This window comes from Limosilactobacillus sp. (assembly GCF_040772465.1).
Lineage (GTDB): Bacteria > Bacillota > Bacilli > Lactobacillales > Lactobacillaceae > Limosilactobacillus.
Map to the genome: position 1 here is coordinate 133,208 of NZ_JAXGYB010000004.1, position 26,020 is coordinate 159,227.

The 26,020-nt window shown below is 43.5% G+C and carries 28 protein-coding genes, 2 tRNA genes and 1 CRISPR repeat array; of the genes, 6 read left to right on the top strand and 24 right to left on the bottom strand.

What is annotated here, in order from left to right; genetic code table 11:
• Positions 1 to 45 precede the first annotated feature (45 nt).
• The 7 genes from AB3114_RS05415 to AB3114_RS05445 all read right to left on the bottom strand — a co-directional run bounded on the left by AB3114_RS05415 (position 46) and on the right by AB3114_RS05445 (position 8,976).
• Positions 46 to 2,541: an AAA family ATPase gene (locus AB3114_RS05415; RefSeq protein ID WP_367342242.1), complete on the bottom strand. Its 2,496-nt coding sequence runs from the start codon at positions 2,539 to 2,541 to the stop codon at positions 46 to 48.
• Entirely contained in the window at positions 2,522 to 3,748 is a 1,227-nt protein-coding gene (locus AB3114_RS05420; protein WP_367342243.1) for an exonuclease SbcCD subunit D, read from the bottom strand. Before AB3114_RS05420 ends, AB3114_RS05415 begins: the two co-directional genes overlap by 20 nt.
• Positions 3,749 to 3,833: 85 nt before the next feature.
• Positions 3,834 to 4,211, bottom strand: coding sequence for a YlbF family regulator (locus tag AB3114_RS05425; RefSeq protein WP_367342244.1), 378 nt, complete (start codon positions 4,209 to 4,211; stop codon positions 3,834 to 3,836).
• Positions 4,212 to 4,286: 75 nt separating this feature from the next.
• Positions 4,287 to 6,419 (bottom strand): PBP1A family penicillin-binding protein, encoded by a 2,133-nt coding sequence (locus AB3114_RS05430; RefSeq protein WP_367342245.1) that lies wholly within the window; start codon positions 6,417 to 6,419, stop codon positions 4,287 to 4,289.
• Between the two features lie 155 nt (positions 6,420 to 6,574).
• The gene (gene argS / locus AB3114_RS05435) at positions 6,575 to 8,263 is read right to left on the bottom strand and encodes an arginine--tRNA ligase (RefSeq protein WP_367342246.1); all 1,689 of its coding nucleotides are present in this window, start codon (positions 8,261 to 8,263) and stop codon (positions 6,575 to 6,577) included.
• A 235-nt stretch (positions 8,264 to 8,498) separates the two neighbouring features.
• Positions 8,499 to 8,569: transfer RNA gene (locus AB3114_RS05440), tRNA-Gly, on the bottom strand.
• A 44-nt stretch (positions 8,570 to 8,613) separates the two neighbouring features.
• Positions 8,614 to 8,976, bottom strand: coding sequence for a hypothetical protein (locus tag AB3114_RS05445; protein ID WP_367342247.1), 363 nt, complete (start codon positions 8,974 to 8,976; stop codon positions 8,614 to 8,616).
• 109 nt (positions 8,977 to 9,085) lie between these two features.
• Between AB3114_RS05445 and AB3114_RS05450 the strand changes: the two genes are divergently transcribed.
• A complete protein-coding gene (locus AB3114_RS05450; RefSeq protein ID WP_367342248.1) occupies positions 9,086 to 9,424 on the top strand; it encodes a DUF1516 family protein in 339 nt (112 codons plus the stop codon).
• Here the strand turns inward: AB3114_RS05450 and folP are convergent.
• From folP to AB3114_RS05505, 11 genes are all read right to left on the bottom strand, one after another.
• Positions 9,421 to 10,581, bottom strand: coding sequence for a dihydropteroate synthase (folP, locus tag AB3114_RS05455; protein WP_367342249.1), 1,161 nt, complete (start codon positions 10,579 to 10,581; stop codon positions 9,421 to 9,423). The two genes, AB3114_RS05450 and folP, sit on opposite strands and share 4 nt — an antisense overlap.
• 15 nt (positions 10,582 to 10,596) lie before the next feature.
• On the bottom strand, positions 10,597 to 11,175 hold the full coding sequence (folE, locus tag AB3114_RS05460; RefSeq protein WP_367342250.1) for a GTP cyclohydrolase I FolE: 579 nt from the start codon (positions 11,173 to 11,175) through the stop codon (positions 10,597 to 10,599).
• Entirely contained in the window at positions 11,156 to 11,680 is a 525-nt protein-coding gene (gene folK, locus AB3114_RS05465; RefSeq protein ID WP_367342251.1) for a 2-amino-4-hydroxy-6-hydroxymethyldihydropteridine diphosphokinase, read from the bottom strand. The genes folE and folK overlap by 20 nt, the downstream gene beginning before the upstream one ends.
• Positions 11,670 to 12,035, bottom strand: a complete 366-nt coding sequence (folB, locus tag AB3114_RS05470; protein ID WP_367342252.1) for a dihydroneopterin aldolase — start codon at positions 12,033 to 12,035, stop codon at positions 11,670 to 11,672. Before folB ends, folK begins: the two co-directional genes overlap by 11 nt.
• Before the next feature lie 15 nt (positions 12,036 to 12,050).
• Positions 12,051 to 12,269: a hypothetical protein gene (locus AB3114_RS05475; RefSeq protein WP_367342253.1), complete on the bottom strand. Its 219-nt coding sequence runs from the start codon at positions 12,267 to 12,269 to the stop codon at positions 12,051 to 12,053.
• A 145-nt stretch (positions 12,270 to 12,414) separates the two neighbouring features.
• Positions 12,415 to 13,713, bottom strand: a complete 1,299-nt coding sequence (locus AB3114_RS05480; protein ID WP_367342254.1) for a glutamate--cysteine ligase — start codon at positions 13,711 to 13,713, stop codon at positions 12,415 to 12,417.
• A 118-nt stretch (positions 13,714 to 13,831) separates the two neighbouring features.
• The gene (locus AB3114_RS05485) at positions 13,832 to 14,137 is read right to left on the bottom strand and encodes a HigA family addiction module antitoxin (protein ID WP_367342255.1); all 306 of its coding nucleotides are present in this window, start codon (positions 14,135 to 14,137) and stop codon (positions 13,832 to 13,834) included.
• 59 nt (positions 14,138 to 14,196) lie between these two features.
• Positions 14,197 to 15,951, bottom strand: a complete 1,755-nt coding sequence (locus tag AB3114_RS05490; RefSeq protein WP_367342256.1) for a DUF2075 domain-containing protein — start codon at positions 15,949 to 15,951, stop codon at positions 14,197 to 14,199.
• 148 nt (positions 15,952 to 16,099) lie between these two features.
• Positions 16,100 to 16,438 (bottom strand): type II toxin-antitoxin system PemK/MazF family toxin, encoded by a 339-nt coding sequence (locus tag AB3114_RS05495; protein WP_367342257.1) that lies wholly within the window; start codon positions 16,436 to 16,438, stop codon positions 16,100 to 16,102.
• Positions 16,439 to 16,503: 65 nt separating this feature from the next.
• On the bottom strand, positions 16,504 to 16,773 hold the full coding sequence (locus tag AB3114_RS05500; RefSeq protein ID WP_367342258.1) for an AbrB/MazE/SpoVT family DNA-binding domain-containing protein: 270 nt from the start codon (positions 16,771 to 16,773) through the stop codon (positions 16,504 to 16,506).
• A 255-nt stretch (positions 16,774 to 17,028) separates the two neighbouring features.
• Positions 17,029 to 17,101: transfer RNA gene (locus tag AB3114_RS05505), tRNA-Arg, on the bottom strand.
• Positions 17,102 to 17,206: 105 nt separating this feature from the next.
• On the opposite strand from AB3114_RS05505, the gene AB3114_RS05510 reads away from it, so the two are divergent.
• The 5 genes from AB3114_RS05510 (at position 17,207) to AB3114_RS05530 (ending at position 19,792) form a co-directional block, all read left to right on the top strand.
• Complete coding sequence (locus tag AB3114_RS05510) at positions 17,207 to 17,698, top strand: hypothetical protein (RefSeq protein WP_367342259.1); 492 nt, start codon at positions 17,207 to 17,209, stop codon at positions 17,696 to 17,698.
• A gap of 24 nt (positions 17,699 to 17,722) precedes the next feature.
• A complete protein-coding gene (locus AB3114_RS05515; protein WP_367342260.1) occupies positions 17,723 to 18,202 on the top strand; it encodes a hypothetical protein in 480 nt (159 codons plus the stop codon).
• Between the two features lie 35 nt (positions 18,203 to 18,237).
• Positions 18,238 to 18,786, top strand: coding sequence for a hypothetical protein (locus tag AB3114_RS05520; RefSeq protein ID WP_367342261.1), 549 nt, complete (start codon positions 18,238 to 18,240; stop codon positions 18,784 to 18,786).
• A 60-nt stretch (positions 18,787 to 18,846) separates the two neighbouring features.
• Entirely contained in the window at positions 18,847 to 19,353 is a 507-nt protein-coding gene (locus tag AB3114_RS05525) for an Ltp family lipoprotein (RefSeq protein ID WP_367342262.1), read from the top strand.
• 76 nt (positions 19,354 to 19,429) lie between these two features.
• Positions 19,430 to 19,792 carry a hypothetical protein gene (locus AB3114_RS05530; RefSeq protein ID WP_367342263.1) on the top strand — a complete coding sequence of 121 codons (363 nt, stop codon included), beginning with the start codon at positions 19,430 to 19,432 and terminating at the stop codon, positions 19,790 to 19,792.
• Between the two features lie 281 nt (positions 19,793 to 20,073).
• A CRISPR array of direct repeats spans positions 20,074 to 21,143; the repeat unit is 28 nt; unit sequence GGATCACCCCCACATACGTGGGGAATAC.
• Between the two features lie 29 nt (positions 21,144 to 21,172).
• Here AB3114_RS05530 and cas2e read toward each other — a convergent pair.
• From cas2e to casB, 6 genes are read right to left on the bottom strand one after another with little or no spacing between them, the layout of a single operon-like run.
• Positions 21,173 to 22,054 (bottom strand): type I-E CRISPR-associated endoribonuclease Cas2e, encoded by an 882-nt coding sequence (gene cas2e, locus AB3114_RS05535; RefSeq protein ID WP_367342264.1) that lies wholly within the window; start codon positions 22,052 to 22,054, stop codon positions 21,173 to 21,175.
• Positions 22,051 to 23,001 carry a type I-E CRISPR-associated endonuclease Cas1e gene (gene cas1e, locus AB3114_RS05540; RefSeq protein ID WP_367342265.1) on the bottom strand — a complete coding sequence of 317 codons (951 nt, stop codon included), beginning with the start codon at positions 22,999 to 23,001 and terminating at the stop codon, positions 22,051 to 22,053. The genes cas2e and cas1e overlap by 4 nt, the downstream gene beginning before the upstream one ends.
• Complete coding sequence (cas6e, locus tag AB3114_RS05545) at positions 22,998 to 23,639, bottom strand: type I-E CRISPR-associated protein Cas6/Cse3/CasE (protein WP_367342266.1); 642 nt, start codon at positions 23,637 to 23,639, stop codon at positions 22,998 to 23,000. Before cas6e ends, cas1e begins: the two co-directional genes overlap by 4 nt.
• Before the next feature lie 15 nt (positions 23,640 to 23,654).
• On the bottom strand, positions 23,655 to 24,356 hold the full coding sequence (cas5e, locus tag AB3114_RS05550) for a type I-E CRISPR-associated protein Cas5/CasD (RefSeq protein ID WP_367342267.1): 702 nt from the start codon (positions 24,354 to 24,356) through the stop codon (positions 23,655 to 23,657).
• The gene (cas7e, locus tag AB3114_RS05555) at positions 24,337 to 25,428 is read right to left on the bottom strand and encodes a type I-E CRISPR-associated protein Cas7/Cse4/CasC (RefSeq protein ID WP_367342268.1); all 1,092 of its coding nucleotides are present in this window, start codon (positions 25,426 to 25,428) and stop codon (positions 24,337 to 24,339) included. The genes cas5e and cas7e overlap by 20 nt, the downstream gene beginning before the upstream one ends.
• A complete protein-coding gene (casB, locus tag AB3114_RS05560) occupies positions 25,421 to 26,020 on the bottom strand; it encodes a type I-E CRISPR-associated protein Cse2/CasB (protein WP_367342269.1) in 600 nt (199 codons plus the stop codon). The genes cas7e and casB overlap by 8 nt, the downstream gene beginning before the upstream one ends.

Below are 26,020 nucleotides of genomic sequence, written 5' to 3' on the forward strand. Positions count from 1 at the left end.
ACACAAACCGTTAAAACGGCAATCAAATGGCAAAATTCTTTATTATTACTTCAAATTTTCTTCACTGGACTGGGCCAGATTCAGTACCGAAATGTCATTTTGCTTGTCGCAAATGCGGTCGTCTGCGGTTAGGTAGATCACTTGACCGGTCTCAGCCATCGACTGGAGTAGTTCAATCATCTTCTGCTTACGAATGCGGTCAAAGTTGACGAAACCATCATCGATAATCAATGGAAATTCGATCGTGTCACTCATGACTTTGATAAAGCCTAGTCGCAGTGCAACATACAGCTGTTCTGCCGTCCCGGTCGACAATTCATTGATATTGAACTGCAGACGATCAGCGGAAGTGACCATCAAATTACCCTTGTCGTCAAAGTCAATATTTTGATAATGACCATCAGTCAATAACTTAAAGTATTCAACGGCGCGTTGCAAAATCAATGGGTAGCGGTCAGCCGATGCCTTTTCCAGAGAGCGACTGATCCACTCCTCCGTCAAACGCAAGCTCAAGTATTGCTTTAACAGTTGGTTGACCTTGGCTTGGGCATTGGCCAACTGCTGTTCTAATTCGGTCACTGTGCCGTCCTTAACCAGGTGGTGCAGTTGAACTTTCAGCGACTCTTGATCGGCGGTCAATTGGTTCTGACGTGCCATCAGCTGACTAACTGCTTTTTGCCTATCCAGGACATTTTGGTCGATCTTCTTAGCCGTCCCCAACGCTTCCAAGGCTTGCCGATCTGCTGGTTTCAATTGCTGGGAAGTGGCTTCAACCTGGGCATCACTCTTGATCGAAGCAGTGCGGTCTTTCAGATACCGCTCAAAATCTTTATCATCAGTAACTTTAAGCTGCTGGTAACCAGCTTTTTTGACTTGCTCATCATGCAGCAATTGATCACGACTGTGCGCCATATCTTCTTCAGCTGTCTTCAGCTCATCCTGCAGTTGTTCCCACCGCTGGTACGACCGTTCGAGTTGATCCAGATTGTTAAGCAGCTGCTGCCAAAAATCGTTGCTGGCTGCCGTATTGAAATCGGGGAAGCGCTGGCTCCACTGTTTCTGCAGATCTTGAAGATGCTGTCCTTCTTTATCATAAGAGCTAATAGCCTGTTCTAAGTCCTGACCGTGATGCAGATCACCCTGCATGGCCAGCCAGTTATCCACTGGGTATCTATCCAGATCATGATCACGACCAAATTGAGCAATTGCCTCCTGGTTGTTGTCACTCGACCGCTTCTTCCTGGACTGCAGATAAAGCAGGTACCCACCGGCAACTAAGACGAGACAGGCAATCAAGGTCAAGGTCACGTTAGGAAGGGCTAAGCCGACAATCATCAACAGAATACCCAATCCTAAAACAAGTGAACCAGGCGTTAGTAGCCCTTGGAAGGTATGCTGCGAGTTTTGCTGGTTCATCAATTGCTGAACCTGCTGCACCTCACTATCATTGAGCGGATCCGGCAAAGGTTTGCCGTACTTCTGCTCAAGCTTGGCCAACTCATTTTGCTGATCTTGGACTTTACTTGCTTGACGCTGGTGGGCCAGCACATCTGCTTGAATTTTCTTCAATAGTGGACGCGGATCATTATTCTCCCGCCACCTAGCAGCGTAGGACTGGATTTGGTTCTGATTGATCTGCTGCAGCTTGCTTCCAATTTGGCCGATCTTTTGTCGCTTCTGAATCACTGAACGCTTTAATTCCGGTTCCTGAGCACGTATCTGCTGCAGCTTAACGATTTGGTCATCACTGGCTTGATGCTGCTGCTTTTTGTTATCCGATGCATCTTTAAATTGCTGATAAACCGGCCACAAACGCTGCAGCCGTACCGCTTCTTCCTGATCCTTTTGGGCTGATTGCAAATCAGTACTTAGTTGCTGCAGTTGCTTCTGCTTCGTCGACAGGTCTTTTTGAAATTGGACGTACTGCTGGTTGTTTTCTTGAGCCGTCGCCAGTTGGCTATCAAGCCGATCAACTTCTTTTAGTGCGACGTTCAGCGGTCGCGTATTCGCACGGACACCATAAAGGCGTTTTGCTTGTGAATCTAATTCCTCTTTTTTCTCCTGCCAGCGCATACTACCAACGGCACCAACCTGCTGAAGATTTTGCTTGAGCTGGTCGTCAGTTACGTCGCTAACCGTCGATAGTTCACCCTGGTCAAAGTAAAAGACGTTCCGCACTAAATCAAGATTCAGTGGGCCTAGCAATTCGTGCAGAGTCATCTTGCTGGCTTGGCCATTTTCATCAGTGATCTGCACGTTGCCACCGCGACTACCCTTGCTGCGGTTAATCCAGTAACGCTGTCCCTGGTGTTCGACTAAAAGGGAACCGCCGTAAGCTTCCGTTTCCCGGGGAATATAGCGCTCGTACTTGTTTTTACCGCGACCATTGGCAAAACCAAAGAGAACACTCAAAATAAACGTCACCAAAGTGGATTTGCCAGCTTCATTGGGGCCGTAAATTGCTTGCAAATGGCTGTCAAGCGGGAGATTAACATCAACCCACTTGCCGAAGCCATCGATTTTAATCGCCAGAATCTTCATCTTCGTTTTGCCCCCTTCCTAACAACTCAGTCGCAGTCTGTTGAAACTGTTTCATCAAATCCGGAGAATTCAAGTAATGACGAATGTAATCGGCACTTAAATTCTTGTCATCATCGACAAGCGCTGCCAGACCCTGCTGACTAAAGACTTCTTTAGCAGCCGAATCCCAATATGGACGGTCAGCTTCCGTTAAAGTGGGCATTGCCCGTTGACCATCAACTTGGGCATGAGCCGGCCACCAAGTTAACGGATTGGCATGACTCTGGGCAGCCTGCAGCTGCTCTAACAGCTTGTCGATATCAACATTGGCTGTATCGCCGTCTTTTACATGCAAACTGATGTTGAGCATCGTCAGCTTCTCTTGCTGCTGTTCGGCAAACTCCTCAGCTAGGTTCATCACCTTTGCCCGCAGCGTCCGTTCATTTTGGGCTTCACCATTCACATCAACATCCAGCGTTGCCCACTTGATCACGTCCGTCGATACAAAACGTGGCACTAATTTTTCGTTATTTTCTTCGACCAAGTAACAACCATGAGATCCTGATTCGTTGATATGCCGGCCCTGGGGATTGCCGCAGTAAACGACCGGTGGCTGCTCGTTTAAGATCTGGTGCTTGTGGATATGGCCGAGTGCCCAGTAATCGTAATGACGGCTCAATAGCTGTTCGACCTTAAAGGGTGCGTAATTGTCATCATGACCATTAGCGACCTGACCGTGCAGCATGCCGATACAGAAATCAGCGTTTTGCCCCAGCGGATACTCATCAACCATGTTTTCTTGAATCCACTTGCGACCATAGCTGAAGCCGGCAATTTTAACTTGTCGCCCGTCTTTGAGGGTCAAGGTTTTCGTTTCAACTTCATTGCCAAAGACGTGCACGTTGTCTGGCAAAAGCATCTGGTCGCTAGCCACGTTTTGGTAATCGTGGTTACCATAGCTCAAATAAGCCGGAATATTCTGGTCAGCTAACCGCTGGCACTGTCGAATAAAGAAATCTTCGGCTTTAACACTATGACGATCACGATCAAAAATGTCTCCGACAATCAAAACGAAGTCGACCCTTTGCCGGATAGCCAAGTCGATAATTTGTGCAAAAGCCTGATAAGTTGATAGCTGAATTTGCTGATGTAATCCTGCCGGAACTTGACTTGCCAACCCCCGAAATGGACTGTCAAGATGGAGGTCACCTGTATGAATAAATTTCAATGAATGCACCCCTCTCTAATACGCCAAACAGGGACTTGCGATCCATTTACATCACAAGCCCCTGTTTTGACTAAAATATCAGTTTTTACTTCTGATCGTTGTTGTTTTGGTTTGGCATCACGGAATTATACAGGTTACGGATTGGGCCCGTAATAATTTCGTTTAACTGCTGGAGCATGTTGTCCATTGCCTGTTCCTTTTCCATCAAGGTCTTGATCAGTGGCTTAGAACTAAATTGTTGGGCCAAGTCCTGCATTTCCTTGATCTCATCCTGAGTTGGTTGCTGGCCAGCCTGTTGCTTCTTTTGCAGTTCCATTTGCTTGGATTGGAACTTAGTGAAGAGCAGCATGGAGTCGGGGTCGTTTTGCATGTCAGCAAAAGCCTTCTTCAGCGCAGTGAATTCCTGCGTTTTGTTCATCTGTTCTTCCATTTCGTTGGCGGTGTCGTAAATGTTAACTACCATCGTATATCCTCCTAAAATAAAATCCACCAATAATTATAACAAATCAATTGCATCTTTGTAGAGCAAATTCTGTTATCAAGGGATCAAACTGCGCAAACCGTTGACAAAGTCGTTGACCTTCTGCCCCAGTTGACCACTCTGGTTCTTGGCATTGTTGAACCAGTTCTCGATTTCCTTGCTGGTGTTATTGCTGCTACTACTGCTGTTATTTCCACCGGTTGCCCGTGTCTGGGCATCCTCAACATCAAACTTGTTGCCAGCCGTGTTCGGCAAGATCCCTTCCATCTCAGTCTTAAAGAGGGAATTGATGCTGTGATCAGTAATATCTTGCAACTGGTGGTTAGCATTAGTCGAATCATAACCTTCCCAAGTAGCCACGACGACATCGGGCGTATAACCGACGACCCACTTGTCACGGTCACCAGTGCCGTAGCCATTGACACCCGAATTGGTTGTCCCGGTCTTACCAGCAATCGTGTAGCCATCCGGCTTAGCGGTTTTCCCGGTACCCAGTTTGAAGACGTCGATCATCATGCTGGTCATCTGCCGGGCAATCCGACTCGACATAACCCGTTTGGTCCGCGGGGTACCAGCCTTCTTAATTGTCTTGCCAGAAGCGTCCTCGATTTTGACGATATATGTCGGTGTCGTCATCTTTCCGTTATTGGCAAAGGCTGAGTAGGCCCGAACCATCTGTTGAGGAGAAACCCCGTGGGTCATTCCCCCAAGGCCCAGTGCCAGGTTCTTATCAGAACTGGTAACGGGCAGGCCAAACTTTTGGGCACTCTTGTAACCTTCGTCTACCCCAATCTTGTTGAGCAGCCAAACCGCTGGTGCGTTCAAACTGTTGTACAAAGCTTTGTACATCGGCACGCTACCGCTATAAGTATCGCTATAGTTTTTCGGTGTGTAGTGGTTAGCCCCGTAAGACTGCTTCTTGTCTTGCAAAGTGGAGTCGTAGTAATAACCATCCTTCAGCGCTGGTGTGTAGACAACTAACGGCTTGATGGTTGAACCCGGCTGACGGCGCATCTGCGTTGCCCGGTTGTAGCCACGGAAAACGTGATCGCCACGGCCACCGACGATGGCGGTGACACCGCCAGTCTTCGGATTCATTGCGATCGAAGCAGACTGTGTCATCGTCCCGTCAGTTGCATTGGCTGGGAAGTTATCATCGTCATCATAGACTTCCTGCATAGCCTTCTGCTGGCCCTGATCAAGGTTCGTATAGATCTTATAGCCGTTGTTCATAATGGCTTTTTCCGACAAGTGATATTTGCTAGCGGCTTCAGAGATCACTTCATCAAAGTAGTACGGGTAGCGGTAAGAATCGTTACCGTGGTAGCCATTCGTGACGACGAGGTCGGTCTTTTTGTAGCGATCGGCATCGGCTTGGCTGAGCTTATGGTTTTCAACCATCAACTGCAGCACCAGGTTGCGCCGCTGCTTCGTCGCTTGCGGATGTTCAACGGGGTCATAAATACCCGGAGCCGTTAGCATCCCCGCCAAAGTGGCCGCCTGTGGCACCGTCAACTGACTAGCGTCTTCATCGAAGTAGCGCTTAGCCGCATCCTGGACACCCCAGACGCCGTGACCAAAGTAGGCATTGTTGAGGTACATCGTCAGGATGCTTTGCTTCGAGTACTGATTTTCAACTTCGATGGAAATGAAGATTTCTTTGGCTTTCCGGGAGAAAGTCTGCTGCTGGGTCAGAAAGGCATTCTTCACCAGTTGTTGGGTCAAAGTACTCCCACCACCAGAGATGTAGTCACGCCGCAGGATCTTATTTTTGACCAGTAATAGCATCGCCCGGGCCGTCCCTTTGACGGAAAAACCATGCTCGTGGTAGAAGTTGCGGTCTTCTGTCGAGAGAACCGCGTTCGGCACGTTCTCCGAAATATTGCTTAATTTCACGTAGGTTCCCTTTTGAGAATACAAACTACCGGCCGACTTCCCATCATGGTCATAAATCTGGGTTGGCCGTTCCAACCGGGCTTCCAAATTTTTGACACCAGCCGTTTTCGCTACGATCGTCAGATACGTGCTGCCAACTAAAATTAAAGTCAAAAACAGGACGATCAGCCAACGGGTCAGCTGAAAACGATGCCAGAACCGTTTAAAGCTAACGCGGGCCGCAGCAAAAAATTTGGTCAGCCAACTGCGAAGCCGCGCCCCCAGTTGACGACCCTTGTTAGGTTCATGGTCCATCAATTTTTATTCTCCTCATACGTATTTATAGATCTATATTTTATCATAATCGGGTTGACCGGCTGATTTTCCATCTGACTTTAACCAATTCATAAAAAAAGATCCCCAGCCCGCAAGCTGAGGATGAGTTTAGGTTTTGCATTTGCAGAAACTGATTACATCTCGTCCGGTGCCTTCACACCCAGCAAGAGGAGTGAGGACTTGAGGACATCGCTGACCGCTTGAACCAGTGCCAACCGCGCCGTCTTCTGCGGGTGATCATCCAGAATCCGCACGTGAGCATAGTACTGGTTGAAGAGCTTGGCCAGTGCCAAGGCGTACTTACCAATTAAGGACGGGTCGTAATTTTCGGCTGCCCGTTGGATCGTTTCACCAAACTGACCCAGCTGCTTGATAACCGGCCATGCTTCGGCATCGTCCAGAGTCAGGTCTTCGCCAGCAAAGCTTGGCTTGCCAGCCTTACGCAGGATCGATTCGGCACGAGCCCGGGCGTATTGAACATACGGACCCGTTTCCCCTTCGAACTTGACGACGTCTTCCAGCTTGAAGTCGATGGCGTTGGTCCGTTCGTTCTTCAAGTCGTGGAAGATAACGGCGCCGACACCGACCTGCTTGGCCACTTCATCGGCATTGGCGAGGTCCGGATTCTTTTCGGCAATCTGTTGACGAGCCAGCTTGATAGAGTCATTCAGCACGTCTTCCAGTTGAACGATGTTGCCCTTCCGGGTTGACATCTTCTTGCCGTTCAAACTCATCAGACCAAATGGGATGTGGTGAATTTGCTTGCTCCAGGTAAAGCCCATCTCACTGAGCACTGCCTTTAATTGGGCAAAGTGGTTAGTTTGTTCGGCCCCCACGACGTAGAGTGACTGCTTGAAGCCGTACATCCGCTTCCGGAAGAGAGCTGCTGCCAGGTCACGGGTGATGTACAGGGTCGCGCCGTCACTCTTGCGGATCAATGCGGGGTTGAGGTTATATGCACTTAAGTCGACGATATCGGCCCCGCGACTTTCCTTCAGCAGGCCCTTGTCTTCCAGCAAGTGCAGAATTTCATCCATCTTGTCGTTGTAGAAGGCTTCACCATTGTAGGAGTCAAAGTCCACACCCAACATCTTGTAAATCTTCATGAAACGCTTGAGCGATTCACGCCGGAACCACTTCCACAGACGGGTTGCTTCTTTGTCGCCGCTTTCCAGTTTCTTGAACCATTCACGACCGGCGTCGTTGTATTCCGGATGGGTGTCCGCTTCCGTGTTGATCCGCACGTAGTACTTTTGCAGGGTATTGATCGGGTCGGCCTTGACAGCCGCTTCGTCGCCCCACATCTCGTAAGCAGCCATCAGCTTACCAAACTGGGTGCCCCAGTCACCGAGGTGGTTGATCCGGATCGGTTCATAGCCGACTTTAGCGAGGATGTTAGCGATGGCGTTGCCGATGACGGTCGAACGCAGGTGGCCCATCCCCATCGGCTTAGCAATGTTCGGGGAAGACAGGTCGATCGTGACGTGGGCCCCATTGCCAAGAGTGGCATCACCGTAGTGTTCCGGATCATTGAGGATGGTTTCCAGCACACCGGCACCAACCTTACCCTTCTTCAAGAAGAAGTTGAGGTAAGGACCAGCAACAACGACCTTGTCGAAAGATCCCTGGTCAATCTTAGAACCTAGATCAGCCGCAATCTTTTGCGGTGCTTGGTGCAGCTGTTTAGCCAAGAAGAAGGTAGGCAGTGCATAATCACCGTTTTTATCGTCTTTGGGCCGTTCCAGGCGATCCATCACCGTAGACTTGTCCAGGTCCGGCATGGCCTTGAGAATTGCGGCAGCAACTTGTTCTTTTTCGTTCATTTTGACTCTCCTTACTAAAAAATCCCTAGTAAGCCTGACTTACTAGAGACGAGAAATTTCCCGCGGTACCACTCTAATTGAAGATTAGTTCCACTCAAAACAAGATTTAGATCAATGTACGAAGCGCGCTTCATAACCCTGGGCAATGCGGCTTTCATCATCCCGCATTCGCTAGGTGCCGACCGATTATTACTCTTCTTCGTAAAAAAGCGCCGTGTAGACCACGACGCTATCAAGCGGGTAACGAGAATCGAACTCGCGACGCAAGCTTGGGAAGCTTGAGTTTTACCACTGAACTATACCCGCATCATGGTGGTTAAAACCACCTCATTATTATAGACTACTTCAGCCTATTTGTCAGTCTTTTTTTGACTTTTTGCTGATTTCTTCGTCTTGGTTGATTTTGCTGACTTAGTTGATTTCTTGTCGTCGCCATCACTTTCGTCATCATCGGTCTTCGGCTTACGCGGCACCTTCTTGATCATTTTGGCGTCCTTCATCCGCACGATGGCACGGCCGTTTAGTTCGTTTACCCCGCTCTTATCGGAAGGATCAAAATCCTTAATGCCAACCATCACCGAGTTGACGTAAACTTTTTCGACTTCGCCCGTGAAGCCGTGGTCCAGTGGGCCCATCTTTTTGCTCTTAATGACATCGCCGACAGCAAAATCATATTTTGGCTGATCCTTATTCTTTTTTCTTTGATTTGCCATGGTAACACCTCTGCTCTTAAGAATAACGGTAATTATTCTACTCTTTTTTCGATTAATTTCAACTCAGACGCACTGCAAGAATGGTAAAATGGGGCCTAAGGAGGGCGCTATGTTAATTAGATTAACAATCATCAGCTTGATTGCGACCATTCTGTGTATCCTCACCAGTCTTGCCGCAACTCACGCCAAAACCGAAAAGAAGGCCACGAACTGGATCGTGACCAGTCGTCTATTAATTTTTCTTGTCCTAGCCATCAATATCGTGATGCTGCTGTGGCATATTACCGACCAACCGCTCTGGCTTTTAATTAAATCTATCTACTTAATCTTCACCATTTGTCTCATGGAAATCGTCTTTCGCCGCATTCGGGAAACTTTTGGGTCCCCTAATCTCAACATCACACTCGTCCTGATGCTAATTATCTACGGCGTCATGATCGTGATTTAAATTTTGGGTGTCGGCTGTGTTGGCCGGGTCCAATAGCCCGATTGAATATGCTCCAATAATTGAACCAACTGAACAGTCTCTTTGATATCGTGGACGCGCAAAATGCGGCCACCAGCTAAGGCCATGTAAGTCTCCGCCACCAGCGTTGCTGGGAGGCGGTCTTTTTTGTCTAAGTTAAAAAGCCGCTTGGCAAAGCCCTTGCGAGAAATGGCCACCATCAATGGGCGATGCAAATCCATGAACTGGTCGATGCCGCGCATCATCGCGAAGTCCTGGTAACCGTCGCGATGGGCCGCGTAGCCAATTCCCTCATCCAGGGCAATCCGCTCGCGGGCGATGCCCATCCCCGTCAACTCGGCGATCCGTTGCTCGAAGAAGTGATGGATATCTGCCGTCAGATTGTCGTAATCGTGGTTGCCGGCCATGTACATCGTGACGAGGCCGACCGACGACTCTGCCACCAACCGACGCATTTCGCTATCCTGGAAGCCGTGGACATCATTGGCAATGTCGATCCCCATTCTGAGCGCTGCCTTGAGGACCGGCGCCTTGTAGGTATCGACGGCGATGGCCACCTCAGGGTGGTACTGATGAATATAGCGGATGGCTGGCGCGATGCGCTGAATTTCCTCTGCTGGTGCCACTTCTTCGAAACGGTCCCGCCGCGTCGACTGGCCGCCGACTTCGATGATATCAGCACCCGCACCCACCATCGCGTCGATGTGGGAACGCATCTTAGCCGGATCAAGGTAGCGGCCGCCGTCATAAAAAGAATCGGGCGTGACATTGAGAATGCCGTAGACGAGCGGTTTGGTCGTCAGATCATAGCTGAAGCGGCCGGCCTGCCAGATCAGCTGGTGATTGTGGGCAATTTCTGCAGCAGAAGTCGTCAGTTCCGGGTCTGCCAATTGAGACATCCACTTGCGCAAGACCGCCAAAGCCGGCATGGGCAGGCAAAACTGGCAATCTTGATCGTGCTGCACTAGCGGCACGTCGAGCCGGCTGACCATTTGCTTGACTGCTGGCCACTGCTCTGGCCGATCGAGGTGCCAGTTGAGTGCTAGGTACTGGTCGCTTTGTATTTTCCGTGCCAAAAAAGCCGCAGCGAGAGACTGCGACTGTTGAAGATCTTCTAATGTGATTTCTGTTAATTTCATAGTTCCTTGCCTCACCTACATGTTGGCATGATGAGCCCGCACCTGGACCAGGAACTCTTCACGCAAGGACTGGTCACGGTCGAAATCACCCGTGAACTTGCTGGTGTAAGTAAACTGGCCACGCTTGTTGATACCACGCATCTCCATGCACATGTGACGGGCATTGATGACCACGGCGATACCCTTCGGATTCAGCAAGCGCTGCAATTCCTTGACCAAATCGGTCGTGACTCGCTCCTGCATCCCCGGGCGACGGGTAACGTAGTCGACCAGCCGCGGAATCTTGGACAGACCAATTACCTGCCCGTCACGCGGAACGTAGGCTACGCTAGCCTCACCAAAAAACGGCAAGAGATGGTGCTCACACAGCGAATAGAACGGAATTTGTTGCACCGTCACCATCCGCGGGCTGTCGTAGACGTGAAAGACCTTGTAGTTTGTGAAATCTTCCGGCTGGTGACCGATCGACGACGCCACTTCCGCGTACATCCGTGCAACCCGTGCGGGCGTTTCCTTCAGCCCGGGGCGCTGTGGGTCTTCGCCAATTGCCCTTAAGAGCTGAGTGACGGCAGATTCAATTGCCTTCTGGTCCATCAAAATTCAATCCCCTTCCCAGTTGCTTAATCCAATGATGGTCGTCAGTGTTAGCGATTAATTGTTGGACGTCACGATGCATCCGTGGATCATCACCCGTCACGTCCAACATCGGTTGCAGGACAAAACGACGGTGTGGGATCTGGGGATGTGGCACCTGCAGGGTTGGCAGATCAATCTGCTGCCGTCCGTAGTACAGGAGATCCAGATCGATCGTCCGCGGTCCCCAGTGGATAATCCGTTTGCGGTGCAGGCTCTGCTCGATAACGTGCAGCCAATCCAAGAGCTCCAGTGGCGTCAAGCGGGTATCGAGAGCCGCCGCAATGTTATAAAAGTTGCGTTGGATGACACCCCCGACCGGCTCCGTGACGTAGATTGGCGAAACTGCAGCAACCGTGATCTCTGGCAACAGCGGCAGCATGTCCACCGCCTGTTGCAGATTGTGGCGTCGATCGCCGATATTGGTGCCAATGCTCAAATAAGCGCGTTCCATCTTATTTTCCATGGCGGCCACTGACTTCGATCTCGACATTATCGTAGGCCCCGGCCATCGGCACCCCGTATTTGCGAATACGCAGTTTAATGGCCTCGACCGTGGTATAAGTAGCCAACAGGTGATGAAGCAAGTTGTTAGCTAAACTCTCAATTAATTTATACGAATGCTCATCGACAAATTGTTTGACCGACTTGTAAACGTCTGAATATGAGATAGTTTCATCCAGGTCGTCGTGGCGCACTTTGGTCTCGATCGGGTATGCGAGATCCACGTCGATTTCGAGCTTCTGCCCTAATTTGCGTTCCTCTGGATAGACGCCGTTATGACCGTAGACAACCATGTTGTTGATCCGAATGCAGCCCATGAGATCACGCCCCTATTAATCTTTTTTATCTGCTGCGTTTAAATCGCCAGTGATTTGTGAAACGGACAGTACCAGGTCCTCATAGTAGGACTTAGACTGCTTTTTGCCGTCCTGTTCTGTCGTCAGCACCCACACGTGCTTATCTTCATTAAAGATCAGATCGCCGTAAATTTGACCGTCGACCTTAACCTTGTAGTGTTGGTTAGGCCCGTCGACTAATGACACTTTCTTCATCTTAATCACCCTTCTAATGTCTGTACGGTATATCATAGCACCTTTTGGGGGCGGGGATGAATAGGGAAAATCGAGAAGCATCTTTTTACAAAAAAGCTCCACGATTAATTCCGTTGAAGGAATGAACTGTGGAGTATTAATTAAGTCAATCCAAAATCTGCCTAAGCTCATCTGCTGTTAAGGTATTGTTTTTCCCAAAGCCAGTGTAAACATTGAGAGCCTGTCGCGAGCGACTTTGAAAAGCTCGGGCCTGCCGCACACCAAAACTGAGCAGAGAGTTGTCGTGTATTTGCCCAACAAGCCGTCCGCTAACCGTTAAAGCAGGATCATCGACCATCTTAGTGATGCGGTCCAAGAGTTCATAATAATCTTGGCCAAGTTGCAACTGAGCAGTGAAGTTTCGTAATTTCTCCAAAAAAGCGCGAATTTCATCTTCATACCTTGTTGGTGCCCCAGGGGCTTCCAAAGCCACCTCTTCATTCTGCTCGTTACTTTTTGCCAGATCAAATTCTGGTGGATTTTCGACGGCAAGAAAAGATGCCATTAAAACGGTCAACGCTAATGCGTCACTGCTAATGCCAACACTAGACCATGGATAGAGGTCAAGTGGCCTGACTTCAAGGTGAGTAATACCACTAGTCAATAGGTCAGCAGCGTTGCCCTGACCACGCAGTCGCACCGGCGAATGAAAATCGTGTTCCGCCAACAGCACCCCGCTCTCTACTCCGTCATGAATACGTCGAACGTAATTTTCTAAACTAGAAAAATCACCATCAAACTTTGTTCCGAAGCCCCAGTGGCTTTGCCGAATGCTTCGTACTAGGTGATCAGGGCCCTCCTGACTGATGAAATAGTTTTGTTCGGCCAGCGGACTGGCACCAAACAAGTAAGTGAAGACAAAGCGATAGCGCAAAAAACCTTGAGCAATTTGGAGGTAAAGATCATTCTGCTCCTGCTGGCTAAGGCCTAATTTAGCTACCATGTTAGAGTTAAAGCCGATGTTGATATGAAAACCACAAGGAGTAGCCTCTTCAAGGGGATGGATTTTCAGCCAAGTAAAGAAATAACGACGCTTCTCCTCACTCGCGTGAGCAACGTCGACCTGACTGCGGTCAAGAGGTAAAGCCGGCGGCATGGACAGGGGCCAAAGATATTCACCATCAGCCAAACCAGCACGTAAAATGTTACTCATTTTTTCAAGATAGTTCAGAGCCTGGCTCCAGCCATCAGCAACAGGAGTGACCACTTCAGACATCGTTTGCATGAAGTCATTGGTGATCCACTGATTGGTTTGCTGGTCGCCAATATTATTTGGATAAGGGAACTTACTAATCTTACCGTTCTTATCAATACGCTGTCTTTCAACCTCTAGGCCGACTCGTGGGGTTAATAAAAGACTGCTAAGCCCACGCTCAGCGATTTCTTTGCCAAGTTTACTGATCATTGAACCTGGCCCTCCTCTATTCTGAATTCCCCCAGTGAAAATAAATATTGTCAGTTATTATACAGCGATGGGAGAAGTGTGCAATATGTTTTAGGAGAGGAAGGTCAATTGTTGTATATTAATTAAATTTTGGTGGCTTGACAATAGATCCGATCTTATTGTATTCATTCATATTTTGTTGATTTATATTGCGAGCATTAATATCTATTTGCACGTCTAAAAAGAATCGATCTGACATTCCGAAAAGGCGACCTAAACGAATGGACGTGTCCGCATCCACGTTTTGACGATTCTGTAGAATATGTTGAATACGCGAAACAGGTACATTAATTTTCTTAGCCACTAGATTTGCTGAAAGGTTAAGAGGATCCATAAATTCTTTTTGTAAAAACTCTCCCATTGAAGTAATTAGCTTTTTTCGCACAACAATGACACTCCTTCATAGATCAACAACAATCCGATGAAATTAACAAATATCAATATCTACTCTACAGCTTTTTTTAATGCTTTCTGCAGCTCCTTGTCATAAGCATGTAAATATAAGCCATGAACTCCTCGAGTTAACAAAATATTAAGCTCATTTTTAATTAATTTTTCTGAAAATGCTTGCTTAGATCCATCATGCATCGTTCTCTTTTGGTAGACCTTTTTGTCTTTACTAGCAGAAGGATCGAAAATAATTTTGCCATTGCGAAACTTAACAGACGGTCCTATTTCGACGCCAGCATAGTTAAGATCAAATCCTTGAATCGTGTAGGTAGAGCCAATTTCTTTTAGTGTGTGTGGTTGCTCTGCCCATGAAAGCTCCGAATACTTAATATCCTTAACTTCGCTCTTATCTTTCTTAGTGGGCTTTAATTGTAAATTCCATGGCATATGCCAAGAACCATCTGACGTTTCCCACAAGCTACCATCCTTTTTGGCAGCACTTGAGTATGGCCAGTCAAAAGTGGCCAGCATTCTGCTAATCCCATTATCTTGGTTCTCTTTAGCCTTTTCTGTAATAGCCTCCTGCATATCAGCAGCACTATCAAAAACTCTTAAATCATACTTGTTGTCTTTGGGTGCCTGGGAAATAACCTGATCATCTATTAGTCTTCGCAGCCATTCAACCATTGCTGGCGACGCGTCGATGCGCATCTGGTTATCTAAGGAAACCTTATACTTCACGCACCGCTCAATTGCTTTGCGATCCTCTTCTTCGACGATCTCGCTATTCTTGACTATCTGCTTGTCATCATAGACAGCGATAATGACTCGTGCTCGTTTAATAATATCCAGCAGTTCATTCGTGCCGTGGCCATAATAGGCTTGACTGCGTTGAGTCAGCAATAAGTGAGCTTCGTCAATAAAAGCAGCATCAATGGGATCATCAGGATTATGTTTTCTAATAAAGGTGGCAGCTTTTTCGATGCGAGCATTATTATTCATTTGCAGTTTATCGGCAATTTGCTTATAAACCTTTTCCTGCTGTTTGTGGTTAACCATCATTACTATTTGCAACGCTTGATTATCCTGATGAGCTAAATCATAAAAAATATTGCTCATAAGCACTGTTTTACCAGTGCCTGCATCACCCTCAACCAGAATTAACTGACTCTTCTGTTTGTTTTGTAAAGCTTGTCCGGTCAGTTTAATAATCTGGCCCTTTGCTCTTAGTTGTTGAGGAGTCAACCGATGAAATGGGGATGCTTTAAAGATAGCCGATTCTTCAATAATGCGCTGAACCGGAAATAAATCAGGCTTGATTTTGTGCAGACGATTCCAGATCTTGTTAAAAATTGGCACCATTTCATCTGCAGTGTAGTAATCACTTTGTGCATTATCCCTTCGATTGTTCAAATGAGTAACAGCGCTAACGCCAGATAAATAATGCATCATTCGATTTTCAATATCCAGAGTCATTGACTTATTGAAATGCTTGTGACCAATTACGTACATAATTGCATCGTGAGCGTGTTGTAATTCGTCCCAATCATTCCGTGATAATGGATCAGTATGCAAATGCTGCCATGTACGTCGCTGAATATCATTAGTTTCACCAACATAAACCGTATAATTTGGTTTTTTGCTATTCTGAGATTGATTGATGATATAGACTGTCGGATAATCCGTTAGTAAATGCTGATCTCGGGGTTCTTTAAAATAATCCTTAATATCCTGGTCTAATTGATCTGCTGTGTGCATGTCATATTTACCTGGAAAGATAATTGGTGAAGACAAATGTTTGGAGGTCATGAGTTAGTCCTTTTATAAATTCCATATATGATTCTTATTTATATAATAATGTTAAATCTTTAGGGTTAACACTAAAAATATGAAACAGGCTATAAGCTGACTATACCCAAACGAGTATATAGTCTTAGTCAATTTATGTTTAATAGTTTCAATATGTTCGACTAATAATTTTTAGCACTTCGTTCATAAACGCCTGGGGTGTGTCACAAGCTAATTCATATCCACGATAACTTAAATCAATACTACGTTCTTGTTCTAATTTCACCATACCATGAATTGGCAATCCTTCTGGAACTGGAATGTGCAGTGGGAATGAACGCATTGTGCCTGTAATAGAAGCAACCTTCACCATTCCTCCACATAGCTCATTAAAATCATCATTTGAAACCACTAAAACGGGACACCTTCCCTGCTGCTCATGACCTTGTGTAGGATTTAAGTTAGTCCACAAAATCTGTCCCTGTTTGGGGGCTTTAAAACGTACCATGTATCATAACTCTCCTAAAAATAGATTTTTATTAATTCTTCGCACAAATTCCTGGTTCAGAAAAATTAAAAATCTTCCTTTCCTTGAGGTTCTCCCCAGTCTTCCTCTTTGTTTTTAGCTGTGTTTTTGAAATATGCTTCAGTATCAAATCCATCAAACATTTTTCTTAATGGACTTTCTTTTTTCTCAGGTGTTAATACAATCTTGTTATCTTTAACTTGATAATCTAATTTATCTTCATTTTTTAATTTTAAAGTATCCAATACTTTTTTAGGGATTCTAATAGATAGGCTATTGCCCCATTTTGATAATGTTAATGTCCCTTTCGTTTTCATGCTAAAAACCTCCTCAACATTTCACTTAAATTATAGCATATGTCGATACTTTTAAGTGTGTCGATACAAAGGTAACCTACAGTGGCAAATGGTTTTGTTTTATCAGAAATTCATCGTCCCATTCGTGTCCCAACTTTAAAATATCTGTCTATTTTACAAGATGGGCATAAATACAAAAAGCAGCCGCAATCCTATCAAATCCAGGTTTACGGCTGTTTTTATTATGTCACGGTATTTCTCAAAAACATATCAAAATGCCCAACCAGAGGTTCGAACTCTGATCTTCGGTTCCGAGGACCGACGTGCTAATCCGTTACACTAATCAGGCAGCTATTGCTCAATGGAACGGTTTCATTATAACATTAAGAGTGGGATTCAGCTAAAATAATGCGCTGAATAAATAGCATTATTGAACAACCTTGGGAGGATTACATTGAAACGAATTTTATTATTATCAGCCACTACCCTCGCCTGCCTATCCTTAGCGGCTTGCGGTAATCAGAGCAGTAGCAAATCATCAAAAGCAGCATCATCTTCTATGTCCAGCAAAGTCGTAAAGCATCACCATCATGTTAAACATCACAAGCGACAAAAATATGCAGTGAACAAGAATGATGCGTCACAAAGTTCATCTAGTGCAAGTTCTAGTAACAATGAAAATGGTGGGCAGAGGCAGCAAAGTAATAACAGTCAGTCTGCTCAGTCAAATAACGCACAAGCAGCACAAAACGATGAACCATCTGCTGACAACTTGAGTGATTTTGTTAACAAATACGGTGAATCACCTGCTGCTTACAAAATGGAACATGATGGGATGTCCGCACGGGATGCTTTAATGTCTACTCCTGATAACATGAAATCATCTGGGGAATTGCAAGCTACTCATATGTACCAAAATGGACAGGATCCGTATGCTGGCAATTAACTTTATTTTCTAGGGGGAATAATAATGAAAAAACTCGGTTTACTCTGTGCTACTCTGATCGCCTGCAGTGGTTTAGCCGCCTGTGGCACCCAACATTCTTCATCGCAAGTGTCTAATTCTTCAAAAATTAGCAAGCTCAAAGCTGAAAATTCAAGCTTGAAGGCAAAGAAGCATCACCAACACAAGAGTCACAAAGTTAAAAAGCAAAACAGCAAATCCAAAACTACGTCTGAAACCGCAAATAGTAGTGCACAAACATCCTCAACCCAAACAAGCAATGCTAAACAGACCAGTCAAACACAATCCAGCAACAATGCTAATTCGCAAAATAACAACACTAGCCAAGATAATCGACCAAGTGATGTACCAGCTAATTTCAAAGAATACACATCATATACAACTGATGGCCACAAAATGACTCAATGGAACGATGCAGGGTCATATGAAGGTGATCCAGACGTTCAATATGATACTATTCGCAAACAAACTGAAGAAGGATTTTAGAAATAAAAAATTATAATTTTTATGAGGGAATTATCATGAAAAAAATCAGTTTGCTCTGTGCTACTCTGCTCGCCTGTAGCGGTTTAGTCGCCTGTGGCACTCAACCTTCTTCTTCGCAAGCAACCAATTCTTCAAAAATTAGCAAGCTTAAAGCTGAAAACTCGAGCTTAAAAGCTAAGAAACATCATAAGCACAAAACTCATACTCAACAAAGTAAGAAAAAAACTACTAAAAATTCACAATCTAATTCTAGTAGTTCCCAGTCGAGTATTAAAAACAGCTCATCCACAAATTCCAATAAAAATAGCAATAATAGCCATTCTAACGATACTCAACAAACTGCCAGCAGCAATGATGACAACATCCCTGAATCTTACAAGGAAAATATGCGCAAGGGTCTTGAATGGGACGGCACACGTAAACGTAGTTCTTTCAATTCCGATGCTGATTATCAACGTTACAACGCTTGGCACCAAGGATATAACTATGATCCCTCCACTGGTCAATACAGTCCAATGAACCAAGATCAACTTAATCAAATGCGTGCTTCGATGAATAGAGATGGCGGGCAGGATTTTAAGTAATTGATTTTGGTCCAAAAACTGAAGACCCTAAAAGCTGTAATCTAGGGGGAGGTCATTATTATGGCTAAGAAAATTAAAGATAAAGACGGAAAAATATACGTTGAGGTTAAACCTTGGTACAAACGTTTATGGGTTTGGATACTTGCAATTGTTGTTATAGTATTAATTGTTGGTATTGCAAGTGGCAATGGCAGTGATGATGATAAGTCTTCATCATCATCAAGTTCCTCAAAATCTTCTAGTACTGTAGTAACGCATGCTTCCGCTCAAGAAAGAGCAGCTTTACGTTCAGCTGAAACTTACGCTCACGATATGAATATGTCAAAACAAGGAATTTACGATCAGCTAACCAGTGATGCAGGCGATAAATTCAAAGCAAAAGATGCTCAATATGCGGTTAATCACGTTCATGCAAACTGGAATAAAAACGCACTAGCAAGTGCTAAATCATATCAAAAAGATCAAGATATGTCTACAGAAGAAATTCGCGATCAGCTCACATCACAGGACGGCGATCAATTTACCCAACAACAGGCTGATTATGCTATCAACCATCTGCCAAAATAATGAATGAAAATAATTAATAGTGTTTATGTCCAAATACTGATGACTTTAAAAGCTGAATTTCTTTGGGGGTTAATTCATGAAAGTTACAAAACTTGTTTTAGGTATTATTATGATTATTCTTGGTGTTATTATTTTCTTCCAATCCATGCTTGTAGGTGTTGGCAACGCTATTGAAGCCAGCAATTCACATAGTGGTGCTTCAGGTATTTTTGTTGCTGTCTTATATATAGCTACTGGTATTGTTTACATTGCCACCCGTAAAATGGAAAAAATGGGTGGTGATATTGCTGGGCTTGTAATGATGATTATCGTTTGGCTATTAGGTGCTTTTAATGTTGGTATCTATAAAGACCTTCAAGTTTGGGCATGGCTTGGACTAATTCTTGGCGTTATGTTCTTTGTATGGCATTTGTTGGCAAATCGCAAAGAAGAAAAATAATAAATACTGTAACCTATTAATTTAGCACAGTAGTAATTAAATATATTAATTTAAAAATGGATTGTGATTCGATAAAACCACAATCCATTTTGTGTTTTGTAAATTACAAGTGCAAAATTATGCAACAAATTTCTACATAAATCGACAGTCTTACCTGTTTGTCTAACTTGTACCTGATAGTGCACACCTATTCTATAACTTTCCCCACTAAACATCACTATATGAACATGATAAATTAAAACATAAACTAATATTAATATAAGTGGCGGATCAATAAAAAAACTCTCCCCCCACATACGTGGGGAATACTGTCAGGGTGCCCACATGAACTTGCTGGACTTGGGATCACCCCCACATACGTGGGGAATACAAAGGATGAATGAAATGGCAGTAAATCCATATAGGATCACCCCCACATACGTGGGGAATACCGGTTTAAGTTCATTCCTTATGCTAAGCTGATGGGATCACCCCCACATACGTGGGTAATACTGATTGTTTTCATCCTTTGGCCTATTCAACGTAGGATCACCCCCACATACGTGGGGAATACAAAGTAAGAATTTTAGAAATCAATTTGAACACAGGATCACCCCCACATACGTGGGGAATACCCTAAGTGCATTGGCTGGTGGAAGTGAATGTCAGGATCACCCCCACATACGTGGGGAATACTCAAGACACTGATTGATGATATCCAGGGCGGTAGGATCACCCCCACATACGTGGGGAATACCCGTTGTTGTTAACCCAACCGTTAGTGACTTGGGGATCACCCCCACATACGTGGGGAATACTCTGTGATGTTACTAAAGATGCTTATGGCTTCAGGATCACCCCCACATACGTGGGGAATACCACGCCGGAAAGCCAGTGTTGGCTTGTTCAACGGGATCACCCCCACATACGTGGGGAATACGTAACAAACTTTTTCAGTGTTTCGAAACTACTGGGATCACCCCCACATACGTGGGGAATACTAACTGGCATATCGTATTCTGCGCTGGTAGTAAGGATCACCCCCACATACGTGGGGAATACATCCCTGCGAATATACATGGTACCTTCGTCGATAGGATCACCCCCACATACGTGGGGAATACTCCATAAGTACATATTCGGCATATGCTATCTTGGGATCACCCCCACATACGTGGGGAATACTGCAACCACATAGTGATGAAAAGCCATCACACAACAGGATCACCCCCACATACGTGGGGAATACGATATGAAGCTAATCGAAGATTCAACCAATATTGGGATCACCCCCACATACGTGGGGAATACCTATCTATTCTTGTCACGGTTAAGCTGCTTTAAGGATCACCCCCACATACGTGGGGAATACAGTAAAAGATCCCTGTTATAAAGCCATTTTCATAAATGCAGGTTACCAGTTTCAATTAGTTTATTAGCTAATTCACAGGTAGCTTTTGCATCACTAAGAGCATTATGCGGTTTATTATTAGTTATCCCATACTTTTTTAAAGTAGTCGCCAAATGATAATTGTCCAAAAACCTATTGCATTGTTTAACAATCCCAAGTAAATCAACAAAAGAATTAGTTATAGGTTTAATATTATTCTGCAAAGCAGCCATCCTCAAGAAGCGTTGGTCAAATGCTAAATTATAACCAACAACAGGCAGCTCTCCTATAAACGAATTTAGTCTATTCAAAGCTTCCTTAATAGTAATTCCTTTACTATCAAGTATTGCATTGTTCAAACCTGTTATATCTTGAATGCTAGAAGATACTCTATGATTAATTTTGACAAGCTCATACAGTGTTTCTTCTTTCTTTCCTATATTTTTAATAGCACCTATAGAAATAATTTTATCAGTACTAGCATTTAAGCCTGTAGTCTCAATGTCCAAGGCAATATAGGATGTGATTTCGTCATAATTATCATGACAATGTTCCATTCTAAATTGTCGCGAACGATGCAGATGAGCTGCCTTACTAAAACCGTGCTTAACAGAATCACTATTTTTTAATGTCATCATCAATGGTATGCCATCAAAACTAACTACTTTTTTATTTTTTCTTGTAGTTCTAAACGTATAACCAATTTCATTGTTAGTATTATAAGCAATGGTAGCCTCACCATTACCAATATTTTCATTGATTCGTTGCCATAATCGTTCACGAATTTTAGTGTTTACATTACCCACATAGATTCCTGTCTGTATCTCCTGACACCATTTAGTCAAATCCCCTCTTAAGGAATAAGGGACTTTAGTCAGAGCTATTACAATCAATATTTATCATCTTCATAATCAGGTGTCATATACTGAACTCCAAATTTCTTCAGTCCCTCTTTGTCATCCCATAAATGCATTACTGATACTTCAGACTGATCATTGACATTTAATAAATATTTCAAATCTTTGACCATCTGTACTATTAGTTTACCTTGAGCAAATACATCTCGCATTTCTCTACGAGTGCAATCAGCAATATCCTTATCGCCATATTTTGCAGCTGATTCAAAAGCTACGGGAATGGAATAATTTGCTTTGTAAAGATCAGCAAAATCATAAACAAATGACAAATCATGCCCTGTATGAACAAATCCTAATCCAGGAGATGCACCCATTGCTACTATAACACTGTAACTTAATCCATAAAGAGCTTGATGGGCTGCTGTTAAAGCCTTATTGATTGTAGAAGAAGAGTTAAAATCATCAACTTTATATTCACGTCGTTTCCATTCGACACCGGTTCTTTGGGACTGTTTTAGATATGTTCTACGAATCCTAGCTCCTTCTTTACCTCTAAGCTGTTGCATTGTCATGTGCGATACATCTTCATCTGGAAAACGCATTTGGTACATTTTACGAGCTACGGCTAATCTTGAACGTACATTAGATACAAGTTTAGCTTGACTTTGCAAGAAACGTGCCGAATGATTCAATGAACAGCCATGTGCATATTGCCTAACACCGTGTTCTCCAACCCAAACGACTGACATTCCAGTATCGCCTATTAATTCCATTGCACGATGAGTGATATCAACACCAGGCCCCAACATTAATACACTGACAATTGCTGAAGGAATGAACACAACACCATCTTTAGTCGATACAGTTACTGCACTATCTTTTCTATTGATTCGTGCATGTTCCAAATATAGAAAAGTAATTCTATCTTGTGTCCTGTCTAAGTCATTAAGTTTCGTTTTAGGCGCTCCAAAATTGTTGCTCATATTGCTTTACCTATTGGAATAACCGTTAACAAACCCATACCAAATGCTTTTTCGCGTCCAATGCCTGTCAATAAGGCCTTGCGAAATTGGTCAATATTGGTGATCTGCAAAATCCCTTCAAAAGTTACTCTGCTTAAACGTATCCGCCTTTTATGATAAAGAATGGGCCAATCGCGACTTACAATGTCATAAATTAACTCATCGTTTGTTCCTGTTATTAACTTGAATCCAGATTTTACAGACTGTTTCAGAAGCCACGATTTTTGTTGTTCAACAGTAATATGGGGGAATACTTTGCCACTTGCTGCTTCACGATAGGTTGGATTCGCTGTTAGCCTAAATCTCATTATTTGTTCATCAACCAATTTATTTAGAAATGGTTGATAATTTTTAATTTGAGCTGACCCTTTAATACCAAACTGTTCAAACGGATCAAGTGCAGGTTTCTCGTTACTCAACAAAAGAAGATACTGTCTGCCATTTAATGGATCGATTCTCCAAAGATGACGTTGTCGTTCACCCAATTTTATTTCTGTCGGAAAACATGACTCAACCCAATGATGATAAGCACCTAAGTGACTTAATTTTTTTAAATTCTGATGATTATTACTATCTATTTCTACTCTTGATAAATACATGAGGCATTTTCCTTCTTAAATAAATGACATAACATCATGCGTAGAATCATTGGGATGATAATAGGGATTGGTCATATGTACACTCATACTACTAACAGAACGATAAGTGTGGAAACGGTTAGATTGATTGAAGTTCCCAACATTATCCTTAACGAAGTAATTTAATTTATTGTTAAGTAAATTTTCATCCACAATTACTTCAGCAGAATATGTAGCAGAATGCTGTTTTTTTTGATACCAAACAGAAGCTTGCCATGGGTAATGTGCCAGTACATCAACTAAATTCGATTCATTCATTAAAGATGTTAGCAAGAGACCTGCCGGAACATTAGCACGTCTTCCAAGATAAAGTTGAAAATGTGGATGATGAAGATCCTTTTCAATTTTGCTTATTAAAGCATCGTCACCTGCAATGCCAACTACAAAAACAGCATCTTGTAAATAATCACGATAGGTAATCTTGGGCGATTTTTTTATGTTGTATTTCACAATTTGAAAATCTGTCATGATCGTACCTGGTTGATCGATACGTACACCATATTGAATATTATTTAGCTTTAAAATGTCAGGATTATCTCGATGATATCCTAAAGCAGCCGCAATTATACCAATCACTGCACTTTTTGATGGATAATGGTAAATAGTTCTTCGGTTAAAAGTCGCTTCATTCCCATATGATTGAAATGGACCAGCTAATTTAATTATCAGTGTTTTCATTAACAAGCCTCGTTTTTAGATATGCTGAAATTTTCTGAGTAAGTTCGTTTAAAGAATTAACTTGTGAATTCAATACAGACTTATTAGTAGTTAAAACATAAGTTGCGAGTGGTGCATCAACAAATTTTTGTGTATCAGAATATTCTTTCTCTAATTTCGTAATTGATGATTGAACAAAACCATCGCGCGATTTAACGGGGTCCTCAAAAGCAGACACTAGATTTACTGGTGTGTCTGTCCTGAGCGTAACCATCACATAATTTGGCACTGTTTTATTAGCAAAACTGTTCTGATGTCCACTTGGCATCGACATTGTGAAATCTTTAATGAATAGATTTAATCCTTGCAAAGCTACTTCTGAATTACCTAAATTGTGAACTAGTTCATTAACATTTACATTTGCATAACGATAAAGAGTTGACGAATTATACTCAATCGTCCCCAACATTGCTGAACCTGCTGTATCTTCTGGGCGTTTATCATCGACAGCAGCATAGTAGTCAAACTCTGGAGTGACTTCATGGGTTGAAATAGCATGGGCTACTTGGCAAGATGCATCAACATTTAATGCTGAATCACCTGCTACCATTCGGCCAAAAAGGGCCAAGTCTAAAGAATTATCATTTTGTAACACTTTCTTAACAGCCTTTGAATCAATATCTGAATTATCTATTACATATTTAGCTAGCTTTTCAATTTGACCATTGCTTAACATCAATAAAGCCTTTGTTTGATGTTTCTTTTTGTCGATTTTAATTCTGGCTTCTTGAAAGACTTCTTGTGCTTTATCTATTGCACCTTCTTCAGAAATATTTTCATCAATTTTCTGAATTTCATCAGCTAATAACTGAGGTCCATACAACGTTCTAATTCCATCTAACCATGTAGCATTGTTACTTTCCTGTGCAAAAGCTTGGCGAACAGCCCTTTTCCAACTTTGAGATGAAACACGTGAACGAATTATGCCTCCATAAATAGCAGTTTTAGGAGCACCAGTATCATCACGATTTATATTTGAAGATGGAACGGTCTGAAGGATATTAATATCTACGTATAAATTTTTGTTATCCATTGTTTGCCTCCGGTTTGTTATCTTTTGATTCTTGCATCCAGTAATAATCTTGACCCCACTTAAGCTTGATTTGTCGAGCAAAATAATTATTCAATTGATAGTTGTACAAATCTTGACTTAATTGCCCAAAATCAATTAATGATTTATTATTGGCTGCTTTCAAAATGGCAATAAGATGTGGTAATTCATTGATTATACTGTCAATATTGGTACTAATTAAAATCTGACGAACACGCCTATCTAAGGCATCTTCGTTATTTTGATTTCTGATAATTGATAAAGCTTTAAATAAAGTTCTATTATTATTTTCCTTGGTATTGGAAGCATAGACAAGTTGAGGACTTCCCTGTTGATAAATTGCATAACAGTGTAATCCAGTATAAACTGCTATTTCGGCAAATGTTGGTTTTCCTGAAACGCTTAAATCTTGTTTATCCATAATCGAAAAAATTAATGGCCAAGTATTAACTGCTTTCCTATTATCTATAGATGTTGAATGGCGCAGTGCTGCCAAAAATGATTTATCAGGTTGTCCATTTGACCAAGCTCTGTTAATTATTTGAGCTGTTTCTTTTCCAACACGAAAATGCAT